At 64.9% G+C, this 13,181-nt stretch carries 10 protein-coding genes; 3 read left to right on the top strand and 7 right to left on the bottom strand.

All coding sequences use genetic code 11. From position 1 onward, the window contains the following. Positions 1–154 precede the first annotated feature (154 nt). From V3314_RS10320 to V3314_RS10300, 5 genes are all read right to left on the bottom strand, one after another. Positions 155–1,987, bottom strand: a complete 1,833-nt coding sequence (locus tag V3314_RS10320) for an ABC transporter ATP-binding protein (RefSeq protein ID WP_046615549.1) — start codon at positions 1,985–1,987, stop codon at positions 155–157. Then, a complete protein-coding gene (locus V3314_RS10315) occupies positions 1,980–2,612 on the bottom strand; it encodes a DsbA family protein (protein WP_046615550.1) in 633 nt (210 codons plus the stop codon). Before V3314_RS10315 ends, V3314_RS10320 begins: the two co-directional genes overlap by 8 nt. A 3-nt stretch (positions 2,613–2,615) precedes the next feature. Beyond that, positions 2,616–3,548, bottom strand: a complete 933-nt coding sequence (locus tag V3314_RS10310) for a rhodanese-related sulfurtransferase (protein WP_046615551.1) — start codon at positions 3,546–3,548, stop codon at positions 2,616–2,618. Between the two features lie 227 nt (positions 3,549–3,775). After that, on the bottom strand, positions 3,776–4,072 hold the full coding sequence (locus V3314_RS10305; RefSeq protein ID WP_003252644.1) for a BolA family protein: 297 nt from the start codon (positions 4,070–4,072) through the stop codon (positions 3,776–3,778). A gap of 10 nt (positions 4,073–4,082) precedes the next feature. Further along, positions 4,083–4,607, bottom strand: coding sequence for a DUF2059 domain-containing protein (locus V3314_RS10300; RefSeq protein WP_046615552.1), 525 nt, complete (start codon positions 4,605–4,607; stop codon positions 4,083–4,085). A gap of 155 nt (positions 4,608–4,762) precedes the next feature. Here V3314_RS10300 and V3314_RS10295 point away from each other — a divergent pair, with 155 nt between their 5' ends. Then, positions 4,763–6,157, top strand: a complete 1,395-nt coding sequence (locus V3314_RS10295; RefSeq protein WP_046615553.1) for a class II fumarate hydratase — start codon at positions 4,763–4,765, stop codon at positions 6,155–6,157. Positions 6,158–6,289: 132 nt separating this feature from the next. On the opposite strand, the gene V3314_RS10290 is transcribed toward V3314_RS10295, so the two are convergent. Beyond that, the gene (locus tag V3314_RS10290) at positions 6,290–7,255 is read right to left on the bottom strand and encodes a DMT family transporter (RefSeq protein ID WP_046615554.1); all 966 of its coding nucleotides are present in this window, start codon (positions 7,253–7,255) and stop codon (positions 6,290–6,292) included. 254 nt (positions 7,256–7,509) lie between these two features. Then, positions 7,510–9,003, bottom strand: coding sequence for a polyphosphate:AMP phosphotransferase (gene pap, locus V3314_RS10285; protein WP_046615555.1), 1,494 nt, complete (start codon positions 9,001–9,003; stop codon positions 7,510–7,512). 192 nt (positions 9,004–9,195) lie between these two features. Here pap and mnmC point away from each other — a divergent pair, with 192 nt between their 5' ends. Then, positions 9,196–11,160 (top strand): bifunctional tRNA (5-methylaminomethyl-2-thiouridine)(34)-methyltransferase MnmD/FAD-dependent 5-carboxymethylaminomethyl-2-thiouridine(34) oxidoreductase MnmC, encoded by a 1,965-nt coding sequence (gene mnmC, locus V3314_RS10280; RefSeq protein WP_046615556.1) that lies wholly within the window; start codon positions 9,196–9,198, stop codon positions 11,158–11,160. Between the two features lie 230 nt (positions 11,161–11,390). Then, a complete protein-coding gene (locus tag V3314_RS10275) occupies positions 11,391–13,178 on the top strand; it encodes an N-acetylglutaminylglutamine amidotransferase (protein ID WP_085601018.1) in 1,788 nt (595 codons plus the stop codon). Positions 13,179–13,181 lie beyond the last annotated feature (3 nt).

Below are 13,181 nucleotides of genomic sequence, written 5' to 3'. Positions count from 1 at the left end.
TCGCGGATGGGTTTTTTATGACAGGGAACCCAGGGGCCTGCACGGCCTTCCCGGCCCTATCGCCGGCAAGCCAGCTCCCACAGGTACCCCACAATGCTCAGGCATGTGGTAATCCTTTAGGAGCTGGCTTGCCGGCGATAGGGCCCCCACAAACTCAGCTCTGCTGCAGGTGCCCATACAACTTGGCATACAACCCACCCTCGGCAATCAGCTGCTGGTGGTCACCATCCTCGGCCACATGCCCGCCATCGAACACCAGCACCCGGTCGGCCTGTTTCACCGCCGACAGGCGGTGGGCGATGATCAGTGTGGTGCGGCCGCTGAGGAAGCGCGCCAGGGCCTGGTGCAGGTTGTATTCGGTGGCAGCATCCAGGGCCGAGGTGGCCTCGTCGAGGATCACCACCTTAGGTTCGGCCAGCACCATGCGGGCAATGGCCAGGCGCTGCCGCTGGCCACCGGACAAGCGCACGCCGGAGCGCCCCACCACACTGTCCAGGCCCTGCGGCAGGGCGGCGATGGTCGCATCAAGCTGGGCAATGCGCAGCGCCTGCCAGCAGGCCTCGTCGCTGCAGTCACGGCCCATGGTCAGGTTGGCGCGCACGGTGTCGTTGAACAACGACGGGTGCTGCAACACTACCGCGACGTTTTCACGCAGGGTTTCCAGGCCGATTTCCTGCAGGCTGGCACCGCCAAAGCGGATGGTGCCGGCCTGGGCGCTATAAAGGCCCAGAAGCAGCTGCACCAGGGTGCTCTTGCCACCACCGCTGGCGCCGACGATCGCCACCTTCTCGCCCGGGGCGATGGACAGGTCGAGGTGCTCGAGCACCGGCTCTTCGGCATAGGCAAAGCGCAGGTCGCGCACTTCGATGCCCACCGTCTCACGGCCGGCGAACGGATCGCTGGCAGCCGGGTACTGCGGCTCGTCGTCGCGTGCCAACAGTTCGTTGAGGCGGCTCAGCGCACCACCGGCGGCGTAATAGGCATATTGCAGGTTGAGCAGCTGCTCCACCGGGCCGATCATGAACCACAGGTAGCTGAACACCGCCAGCATCTGGCCGATCGACAGGTCGGAGAACAGCACGGTAAGCATGGCCGCGGCGCGGAAGATATCGATGCCGAACTGGAACAGCAGGCCACTGGCGCGGCCGCTGGCGTCGCTCTTCCATTGCGAATCCACTGCGTAGTCACGCACTTCGCGGGCGCGCAGGCCAAGGCGACCGAGGAAATAGCCCTGGCGGTTGCCGGCGCGGATCTCCTGAATGGCGTCGAGGGTTTCCGCCAGCGCCTGGGTAAAGCGTGCGGTGCTGTCGTTCTCGAGCTTTTTCAGGTGTTTGACGCGCTTGCCCAACTGCACCGTGAAGTAGATAACCAGCGGGTTGAACAGCAATATCAGCAATGCCAGCTGCCAGTGCATCCAGATCAGGATGGCCGCCGTGCCGGTCAGGGTCAGCATGGCCACCAGGAAGCGGCTCAGGGTTTCGCCGACAAACTTGTCGAGGGTGTCCAGGTCGGTGACCAGATGGGTGGTCACCGTACCACTGCCCAGGCTTTCGTATTCCTTCAGCGAGATGCGCTTGAGCCGCTCGATCAGGCGAATGCGCAGGCGGTAGACGATGTCCTTGGCCAGGCCGGCGAACAGCTTGGCCTGGAGCACGTTGAATGCCAGGGCGGCCAGGCGCAGGCACAGGGTCAGCAGCAACATCAGGCCGATGTAACCTGCCGCCACCTGCCAGTTGGACGGCAGCAGGTGGTTCATCCACTTCAGCGCGGCATCGCCATGGCCCAGCAGCACTTCGTCCACCAGCAGCGGCAGCAGCAGCGGGATAGGCACGCTGCAGCAGGCCGCCAATACGGCGATGAGGTTGGCGGACCAGAGGTTTTTCTTGTGATGCAGGGCCAGGCGGCGGATTTCCGCCCAGCTCAGTCGATCGGCCGCAGTGTGAGGCTTGCCCGGCACCGGGTCGGGTGACCCAGGCACATCAAGCACAGGCGGCCTGCTGCAGCCAGCGGCCGAGCAAGGGTTGCAGGCGCTCCAGCGGCTGGTAGCCGTTGGTCAGCAGGGCCAGCTGGCCATTACGTTCGGCAAGCAAGGTCGGGAAACCGGCGATGCCCAGGTCCTGGGCCCAGCTGAAATCGGCTGCAGTGGCGGCGCGGGTGTCGGCACAGGCGAAGGCCTCGGCGAACACGGGGCGGTCGAAGCCCGCCTGTTCGGCCAGGTCGACCAAGTGCGGTGCAACGGTCACGTCCACGCCCTGCTCGTAGAACGAACGCTGGATCAGCGCCAGCAGCGGCCAGACGCGCTCGGCGTCCAGTTCGCGGGCGCTGACCAGGGCACGGCAGGCCGGCTCGGTGTCGTAGACGAAGCCGTCGGGCATGGCCCCCTCGAAGCGGAACGGCTGGCCGGTGGCATCGGCCACCGCCTGCCAGTGCTCGAGGATGTACTTGCGGGTAGAGCTGTCCAGGGCACTGCCGCCGGTACGCAGCCCGCCCGGCACCAGGTGGGTGGGCACACCTGCATCACGCGCCTGGGCGATCAGGGCCGCTGCCACGGGTGCGAAACCCCAGCACCAGGAGCACATCGGGTCCATCACATAGATCAGGCGTGCAGACATGCATCAAGCCTCGGCTTTGTAGTTGTAACCGATCGGGTGCGGCAGGTTGCGGGCCTTGGCCAGCTCGATCTGCTTCTGCCGGTCGATGGCGCTACGCCGGGTCTTTTCGCTCAGGGTGTCCCAGCAATGCGGGCAGCTGACACCTGGCGAATAGTGCTCGGACGCGCGCTCCTCTGCATTGATCGGGTGGCGGCAGGCGTGGCACTGGTCGTACTCGCCTTCGCTCAGGTCATGACGCACCGTGACTCGGTTGTCGAAGACGAAGCAGTCGCCGTCCCACAGGCTTTCTTCCTGAGGCACTTCCTCGAAGTATTTCAGGATGCCGCCCTTAAGATGATAGACCGCCTCGAAGCCTTCACCGAGCATGTAGCTGGAGGCTTTTTCGCAACGGATACCGCCGGTGCAGAACATGGCAACCTTTTTGTGCTTGCTGGGGTCGAAGTTGGCCTTGATGTAATCGGGGAACTCGCGGAAGGTTTCGGTCTTCGGGTCGATGGCGCCCTTGAAGGTACCGATGGCCACTTCGTAGTCGTTGCGGGTGTCGATCAGCAGCACTTCCGGGTCGCTGATCAGCGCGTTCCAGTCCTTGGGCTCGACGTAGGTGCCGACTGCCTTGTTCGGGTCCACGCCCGGTACACCGAGGGTGACGATCTCTTTCTTGAGCTTGACCTTGGTGCGATAGAACGGCTGTTCGTCGCAGTACGATTCCTTGTGGTCGACATCGGCCAGACGCGGGTCGTTGCGCAGCCAGGCCAGCAGGCCGTCGATGCCTTCGCGGGTGGCCGACACGGTGCCGTTGATGCCCTCGTGAGCCAGCAGCAGGGTGCCCTTGACGTTGTTGTCGAGCATGGTCTGGAGCAGCGGCTCGCGCAGCTCGACGTAGTCTTCCAGGGTGACGAACTTGTACAGCGCCGCGACGACGATGGTTTGGGACATGAAGCAGGATCTCCAGTAGTTGCCCTCGTAAGGGGCGGACCGGGTTTGACAGTGTAGAAAAAGCTTGGGGGCGCTTTGCGCCCCTTTCGCGACACAAGGCCACTCCTACAAGGGAATGCACAACCCGATGGCTGTTGCGATCCCCTGTAGGAGCGGCCTTGTGTCGCGAAAGGGCCGCAAAGCGGCCCCCGGATTTTGCAGGATTCTACCAGAACAACAGCAAGGTTTCAGTGCCCGCCGCCCGCGCACACCGGCGAGGCCGGTGCCACGCCGACTTTGGCCCACTCTTCGGCGGTGTAGGTGTGGATGGCCAGGGCATGAATCTCGCCCATCAGCTCACCCATGGTGGCGTACACCTTCTGGTGGCGCTTGACGCTGTTCAACCCGGCAAACTGCTCGCTGACGATCACTGCCTTGTAGTGGGTCTCCTGACCACGACTGTGCATGTGGCTTTCATTGAGCACTTGCAGGTGTTGCGGCGCCAGGGCGGCCAGCTGCTGTTCGATACGCTGTTGCATGGTCATCGCGGCGTACTCACTTCTTCGCCGGGGCGGCGGCCTTGCCAGCGTTCGGGTCCAGTTCCTTGGTCATGTCGTCCAGCAGCTTGTTCACCACCGGTACCGCTGGCTCCAGGCTCTGCTGGGTCAGCTGGGCCGACTGCTGGGTGACCTTGGGCATTTCGCGCAGCACTTTCTTGCCCAGCGGCGATTCGTAGAACTTGACCAGGTCCTTGAGCTCCTGCTCGGTGAAGGTCTGGGTGTAAAGGTCGACCATCTTCGGCTTCAGCTTGTTCCAGCCGATGGCGTTGTCCAGCGCGGCGTTGGCCTTGGCCTGGTAGCTTTCCAGCACCGGCTGCTTGGAGGCCGGGGCCTTGGTCTGGGCGAAACGCTGGGCGAACATCTGCTGGACCTGCATGTACACCGGGGTGCCCAGCTTGTCGGCGTTGGCCAGGGTCAGGAATTTCTCGGCAGCAGCGTTGTGGCTGGCGGTGGCAGCGAGTACCTGGCCGCTGGCGCAAGCCAGGGCTACGGCGGCACAAAGGACACGGAGACGGGTCATTGCATTTCCTTCAGAAGAGAGGGAGGCGGGTACCTCAGAGTAGAGCATTCTGCGCCGTGGTGGCGATGTGCTCAAGTGGCACGACGAGCGACGGAACCGCTCGGTCGAATCAGGGCCTAAACTGCGATTTCGAACTACACAGGAGTGAGTACAGAATGAGCCGTATCGAGACAGACAGCCTGGGCCCGGTCGAAGTTCCTGAGGACGCCTACTGGGGTGCGCAGACCCAGCGTTCGCTGATCAACTTCGCCATTGGCAAGGAACGCATGCCCATCGCGGTGCTGCACGCCCTGGCGCTGATCAAGAAGGCCGCAGCACGCGTAAACGACCGTAACGGCGACTTGCCAGCCGACATCGCCCGGCTGATCGAACAGGCCGCCGACGAAGTGCTGGGCGGCCAGCATGACGACCAGTTCCCGCTGGTGGTCTGGCAGACCGGCAGCGGCACCCAGAGCAACATGAACGTCAACGAAGTGATCGCCGGGCGGGCCAACGAACTGGCCGGCAAGGGCCGTGGCGGCAAGGCGCCCGTGCACCCCAACGACCACGTCAACCGCTCACAGAGTTCCAACGACTGCTTCCCCACCGCCATGCACATCGCTGCGGCGCACGCGGTGCACGACAAGCTTCTGCCGGCCATCGCCGAGCTGTCCTCGGGGCTGGCCGAGCTGTCGGCACGCCACCACAAGCTGGTAAAGACCGGCCGCACGCACATGATGGACGCCACGCCGATCACCTTCGGCCAGGAAGTGTCGGCCTTCGTCGCCCAGCTCGACTACGCCCAGCGTGCCATCCGCGCCACCCTGCCGGCGGTGTGCGAACTGGCCCAGGGCGGCACTGCCGTGGGTACCGGCCTCAACGCCCCGCATGGTTTTGCCGAAGCCATCGCCGCCGAGCTGGCGGCGCTGTCCGGCCTGCCGTTCGTCACTGCGCCGAACAAGTTCGCTGCCCTCGCCGGCCACGAGCCGCTGACCAGCCTGGCCGGTGCCCTGAAGACCCTGGCCGTGGCCCTGATGAAAATCGCCAACGATTTGCGCCTGCTGGGTTCCGGCCCGCGCGCCGGGCTGGCCGAGGTACGCCTGCCGGCCAACGAGCCGGGCAGCTCGATCATGCCAGGCAAGGTCAACCCGACCCAGTGCGAAGCGCTGTCGATGCTGGCCTGCCAGGTGCTGGGCAACGACGCGGCGATCGGCTTTGCCGCCAGCCAGGGGCATTTGCAACTGAACGTGTTCAAGCCGGTGATCATCCACAACCTGCTGCAGTCGATCGAGTTGCTGGCTGACGGCTGCCGCAACTTCCAGCAGCACTGCGTGGCGGGCATCGAGCCGGATGCCGAGCAGATGAAGGCGCACCTGGAACGTGGGCTGATGCTGGTGACGGCGCTGAACCCGCATATTGGCTACGACAAGGCGGCGGAAATTGCCAAGAAGGCCTATGGCGAAGGCAAGACCTTGCGCGAAGCGGCACTGGAGTTGAAGTACCTGACCAATGAGCAGTTCGACCAGTGGGTGAGGCCGGAGAACATGCTGGCTCCGGGGGGCAAGGGCTGACAGCTCAGAGACCGCGCTCCCCTGTAGGAGCGGCCTTGTGTCGCGATGGGCTGCGCAGCAGCCCCAAAAAATCTATGTCGCTGCCGAGATTTCTGGGGCTGCTGCGCAGCCCATCGCGACACAAGGCCGCTCCTACACAGAGCGCGCAATCCTCTTGAACTTGCGGGCTCGCCACCCGGCCACAAGCGAAGGCCCCAGCGCCACCAGCGCCGAGCCGAGCACCACGGTCACCGCCCCCACATAGCCCAGGGCATTGATGTCCTCGGCGTGCACGTACTCAGGCCACACCAACGCCGCCAGCGCCACGGCGACGAAGGTCACCAGCGGGGTCAGCGCCAGCGTGGCACTCACCCGCGACGCCTCCCAGTGCGCCAGCGCCTCGGCGAACGCGCCGTAGGCCACCAGGGTGTTCAGGCAACAGGCCAGCAACAGCCAGCCTTGCACCGGGGTCAGCTGCAACGCCTCCAAGGGGTGGGCCCAAGGCGTCAGCAGCGCGGCGCAGCTGAGGTAGATCACCATCATTACCTGCTGCGAATGCCATACAGTCAGCAGTTGCTTCTGGCTGAGCGCATAGAACACCCAGACACTGGTAGCCAGCAGGATGGTCAGCACGCCGGTGGTGTAGGTACCGAGCGAGGTCAGCAGCTCTTCCAGGCGCTGGTTGAAAAACAGCCCGAACCCCGTCAGCAGGATCAGCAGGCCCACGCCCTGCCCCAGGCTGAAACGCTCGCGGAACACGAACACGCTGGCCACCAGCAACAGCACCGGGCCGATCTGCACGACCAGTTGCGCGGTGCCCGGGCTTAGCAGGTTCAGGCCGATCAGGTACAGCACGTAGTTGCCCATCAGGCCGAACACGGCCACTACCACCAGGCCTTTGCCCCTGGGCGCCAGTTTGCTGAAGGAAGGCAACCTGCGCTTGGCGGCCAGCCAGGCGAACAGCAGGCCACCGGAAACCAGCAGGCGGTACCAGGTGACGGTGACCGGGTCGACCACCTGCAGCACCTGCTTGAGCTTGATCGGCAGGATGCCCCAGAGCAGCGCAGTCAGAAGTGCCAGGAACAGCCCATAGCCCCAGCGGCCGGTAATGGTGTGCATAAAATCCTCGATCAAGCCCGTGGTGGGGGTAGTTGAATTCTACGGGCTTGGAGGACGGGGACGGTGGCAAGTGCCGAGAAAAGAATTCATCAGGTCATTCTTCTGCGGCATGGCTTGGCGGGTGTGCTGCCTGTTCTGGCCTCTTCGCGGGTAAACCCGCTCCCACAGGGATCACATAACATTCAGCCCTGTGGTATTCCTGTGGGAGCGGATTCACCCGCGAAGAGGCCGGCACAGGCAAACAGGAACTTCGATTATTTCTTGTCCTTGGCAAACGCCGCCTCAAGCGCCTGGTTGATGGTGCGCAACACCTTCACCCGCGCCCAGCGCTTGTCGTTGGCCTCCACCAGCGTCCACGGCGCAATCTCGGTACTGGTGCGGTCGACCATGTCGCCCACCGCCTGGACATAGTCGTCCCACTTGTCGCGGTTGCGCCAGTCGTCCTCGGTGATCTTGTAGCGCTTGAACGGGATCTGCTCGCGCTCTTCGAAACGCTCCAGCTGGGTCTGCTGGTCGATCGCCAGCCAGAACTTGACCACCACCGTGCCGGCATTCACCAGCTGCTCCTCGAAATCGTTGATCTCGCTGTAGGCACGCATCCAGTCGGCCGGGCTGCAGAAGCCTTCCACCCGCTCCACCAGCACCCGGCCATACCAGGAACGGTCAAAGATGGTGAACTTGCCACGCGCCGGAATGTGCCGCCAGAACCGCCACAGGTAAGGCTGCGCGCGTTCTTCTTCAGTGGGCGCGGCAATCGGCACGATGCGGTACTGGCGCGGGTCCAGCGCGGCGGCCACGCGGCGGATGGCACCGCCCTTGCCGGCAGCGTCGTTGCCTTCGAACACCGCCACCAGGGCATGCCGGCGCATGTGCTTGTCGCGCAGCAGGCCGGCCAGGCGGGCCTGCTCGGTGACCAGTTGCTCCTGGTAGTCGGGCTTGTCCAGGCGCAGGGTCATGTCCAGCGCGCCGAGCAGGCTGCGCTGGTCGATGCTGCGGCCCAGCGGGGCGACATTGCCTCGGTGCTTGCCTTTGGGGTTGTTGTCCAGTGCCGCCTGCAGGCTTTCCAGCAGGATGCGCCCTACTGCCAGGCTGCGGTAGTTCGGGTCGACGCCCTCGATGACATGCCACGGCGCGTAATCGCGGCTGGTGCGGCGCAGCACGCGCTCACCAAAGCGCACGAAACGGTCGTAGGTTTTTGACTGCTGCCAGTCCAGCGGGCTGATCTTCCAGCTGTGCAGCGGGTCGTCCTTGAGCGACTTCAGCCGCGCCTTCATCTGCTTCTTGGACAAGTGGAACCAGAACTTGATGATCAGTGCACCTTCGTCGCAGAGCATCTCCTCCAGCCGTTCGGCGCCGGTGATGGCCTGGTCGAGCACGGCATCCTTGAACACCCCGTGCACCCGCCCCTGCAGCATCTGGCTGTACCAGTTGCCGAAGAACACGCCCATCCGCCCCTTCGGTGGCAGGGCCCGCCAGTAGCGCCAGGCCGGCGGGCGGGCCAGTTCTTCGTCGGTCTGCTGGTCGAAGGTGAGCACATCGATCATGCGCGGGTCCATCCACTCGTTGAGCAGCTTGACCGTCTCGCCCTTGCCGGCGCCTTCGATACCGTTGATCAGCACGATCACCGGGAAGCGTGCCTGCTGCTTGAGTTCGTACTGGGCTTCGAGCAGGGCCTCGCGCAAAGCGGGTACCTCGGCGTCGTAAGCCTCCTTGTCGATGCTGTGGCCGATTTCTGCGGATTCGAACATGCACTGGCTCCTTCAATGGATAAGCAAGACTAGCGGATTTATGTATCGCCTGTATGGGCCCTATCGCCGGCAAGCCAGCTCCCACAGGATCACCAACTGTGGGAGCCGGCTTGCCGGCGATAGGGCCGGTACGGCCAGCGCAAAATCATCAGATGGCATAAAATCCGCCCATCCGCTGCAACCGAGCCAACCATGTCCACCCTCCTCCAGCATGCCCAGATCGACTGGGACGACCAAGGCCGCCCACATTCGCGGCAATACGACGACGTCTATTTCGCAGTCAACGAAGGCATCGAAGAAACCAAACACGTGTTTCTCGGGCAAACCCGCCTGGCCGAGCGCTTTGCCAACCTCGCCCCGCACGCCTGCCTGGTGATCGGCGAAACCGGGTTCGGCACTGGCATGAACTTCTACTGCGCCTGGCAACTGTTCGAGCAACACGCCCACGCCGAGGCTCGCCTGCATTTCGTCAGCGTCGAAAAGTACCCGCTCGGTCGCGAAGACATGGCCCGCGCCATACGCCTGTGGCCGGAACTGGCGGCCTACAGCCAGCCCCTGCTGGAGCAGTACGTGGCAGTGCACCCTGGCTTCCAGCAGTTCACCTTCGACAACGGCCGGGTCACCCTCACCCTGTTGATAGGCGACGTACTGGAACAGCTGCCGCAACTCGATGCCCAGATCGACGTGTGGTTCCTCGACGGCTTCGCCCCGGCCAAGAATCCCGACATGTGGACCCCGGAGCTCTTCGCGCAACTGGCACGGCTGTCACACCCGGGCACCGTGCTGGGCACCTTCACCACCACCGGCTGGGTACGCCGCAGCCTGGTGGACGCCGGCTTCGCCATGAAGAAGGTGCCGGGTATCGGCAAGAAATGGGAAGTGATGAGCGGCGCCTATGTCGGCCCTTTGCCAAGCCCCGGCGCGCCATGGTACGCGCGCCCGGCTGCCGCAGCGGGGCAGCGTGAAGCGCTGGTGATAGGCGCCGGGCTCGCCGGCAGCACAACCGCCGCCAGCCTGGCCCGGCGTGGCTGGCAGGTTACCGTGCTGGAACGCCACGACACCCCGGCACAGGAAGCTTCGGGTAACCCGCAAGGGGTGCTGTACCTCAAGCTGTCCGCCCATGGCACGGCGCTGTCGCAGATGATCCTGGCCGGTTTCGGTTACACCCGGCGCCAGCTTCAGCGCCTGCAACGTGGCCGCGACTGGGATGCCTGTGGCGTGCTGCAACTGGCCTTCGACAGCAAGGAAGCCGAACGCCAGGGCAAACTGGCTGGCGCCTTCGAACCTGGCCTGTTGCACTCGCTGGAACGTGCAGAGGCCGAAGCCATCGCCGGGGTGGCCTTGCCGGCTGGTGGGCTGTTCTATCCCGAAGGTGGCTGGGTGCACCCCCCGGCGCTGTGCCAGCAGCAGTTGCAGCACCCAGGTATTCGCCTGCTGATGCACCACGAGGTGCTCGAACTGCGCCATGTCGACGGGCAATGGCAAGCCTGGGCGGGCGAACGATTGCTGGCCAACGCGCCGGTGGTGGTCCTGGCCGGTGCCGCCGACGTATTGCGCTTCGAGCCATGCGCGCACCTGCCGCTCAAGCGCATCCGCGGGCAGATCACCCGCCTGCCGGCCACCACCAGCAGCCGCGCGCTGCGCACCGTGGTGTGTGCGGAAGGCTATGTGGCGCCGCCGCGCGGGGATGAACATACCTTGGGCGCGAGCTTCGACTTCCATAGCACAGACCTGGCGCCGACGGTGGCAGAGCACCAGGGCAACCTGGCATTGCTGGACGAGATTTCGCTCGACCTGGCCCAGCGTCTGGGCACCGCCGAACTTAACCCCGGGCAATTGCAGGGGCGCGCGGCGTTCCGTTGCACCAGCCCGGATTACCTGCCGATAGTCGGGCCGGTGGCGGACGCGCAGGCGTTCGCCCAGGCCTATGCAGTGCTGGGCCGGGATGCGCGACAGGTGCCGGATGTAGCCTGCCCCTGGCTGGATGGGTTGTATGTGAACAGCGGGCATGGCTCGCGCGGGTTGATCACGGCGCCGTTGAGCGGCGAACTGGTGGCGGCCTGGGTGTGCGGGGAACCGCTGCCGTTGCCACGGGCGGTGGCGGAGGCGTGCCACCCGAACCGGTTTGCCTTGCGCAGGTTGATTCGCGGCAAGTGATCGGCCGGGGGCTGCTGCGCAGCCCAATCGCCGGCAAGCCAGCTCCCACAGGGACCGCGCAAGTCCCCAGGCCTGTGGTGAACCTGTGGGAGCGGGCGAGCCCGCGAAGGGCTGCGCAGCAGCCCCATATAACAGATCGATCTAAAACTCTCACAAACCACATGGGTCAGTTCCTTAAGGTGCCCTAATCCGGGGCACCCCCTCCCCAACGGAAAAACCGGTAAGGACCTATGTGCGGATTAGCAGGAGAGTTGCGTTTCACCCCCATCGACCAAGCCCCTCGCCCAGCCGACCTGGCTGCGGTAGAGCGCATAACCCACCACCTGGCGCCCCGCGGCCCGGATGCCTGGGGCTTCCATAGCCAAGGCCCGATCGCCCTCGGCCACAGGCGCCTGAAAATCATGGACTTGTCCGACGGCTCTGCCCAGCCGATGGTCGACAACACCCTGGGCCTGTCGCTGGCCTTCAACGGCGCCATCTACAACTTCCCCGAACTGCGCCAGGAGCTAGAGGCCCTGGGCTACAGCTTCTGGTCCGACGGCGACACCGAGGTGCTGCTCAAGGGCTACCACGCCTGGGGCGCGGCCCTGTTGCCCAAGCTCAATGGCATGTTCGCCCTGGCCATCTGGGAGCGCGACAACCAGCGCCTGTTCCTCGCCCGCGACCGCCTGGGTGTCAAACCCTTATACCTGTCGCGCAACGGCGAGCGCCTGCGCTTCGCCTCGACCCTGCCGGCGCTGCTCAAAGGTGGCGACATCGACCCGATGCTCGACCCGGTGGCACTCAACCACTACCTGAATTTCCACGCCGTGGTGCCCGCGCCACGCACCCTGCTGGCCAACGTGCAAAAGCTGGAACCCGGCACCTGGATGCGCATCGACCGCCATGGCGAAGTGGAACGCCAGACCTGGTGGCAGCTGCACTACGGCGCCAACCCCGATGAACGCGAGCTGGACCTGGAAGGCTGGACCACCCGCGTGCTCGACGCCACCCGCGAAGCCGTGGCCATTCGCCAACGGGCAGCGGTGGACGTTGGTGTACTGCTGTCTGGTGGGGTCGATTCCAGCCTGCTGGTCGGCCTGCTGCGCGAAGTGGGTGTGGACGACCTGTCGACCTTCTCCATCGGTTTCGAGGATGCCGGTGGCGAACGCGGCGACGAGTTCCAGTATTCCGACCTGATCGCCAAACACTACGGCACCCGTCACCACCAGCTGCGCATCGCCGAGCACGAGATCATCGAGCAATTGCCAGCCGCCTTCCGCGCCATGAGCGAGCCGATGGTCAGCCACGACTGTATCGCCTTCTACCTGCTGTCGCGGGAAGTGGCCAGGCACTGCAAGGGCGTGCAAAGCGGCCAGGGCGCCGACGAGCTGTTCGCCGGCTACCACTGGTACCCACAGGTGGACGGTGCCGAGGATGCCTTTGCCGCCTACCGCGAGGCCTTCTTCGATCGCAGCCACGCCGAGTACCGCGACACCGTGCAGGCACCCTGGTTGCTGGAAACCGACGCGGCCGGCGATTTCGTTCGTGAACACTTCGCCCGCCCCGGTGCCCCCGATGCCGTAGACAAGGCGCTGCGCCTGGACAGCACGGTGATGCTGGTCGACGACCCGGTCAAAAGGGTCGACAACATGACCATGGCCTGGGGCCTGGAGGCGCGCACGCCGTTCCTCGACTACCGACTGGTGGAGCTGTCGGCACGCATTCCGGCACGTTACAAGCTGCCCGACGGCGGCAAGCAGGTGCTCAAGCAGGCGGCGCGGCGGGTGATCCCGCACGAGGTGATCGACCGCAAGAAGGGCTACTTCCCGGTCCCGGGCCTGAAGCACCTGGAAGGTGCCACCCTCGGCTGGGTGCGTGAGCTGCTGACCGACCCCAGCCAGGACCGCGGGCTGTTCAACCCGGCCATGCTCGACCGCCTGCTGAGCAACCCGCACGGCCAGCTGACACCGCTACGTGGCTCCAAACTGTGGCAGCTGGCAGCGCTGAACCTGTGGCTGAGCGAACAAGGAATCTGACCG

The sequence above is a fragment of the Pseudomonas sp. TE3-3-F2023 genome (genome assembly GCF_036784815.1).
GTDB classification, from domain to species: domain Bacteria; phylum Pseudomonadota; class Gammaproteobacteria; order Pseudomonadales; family Pseudomonadaceae; genus Aquipseudomonas; species Aquipseudomonas pudica.
This window is presented reverse-complemented; position numbering and strand designations above follow the sequence as displayed.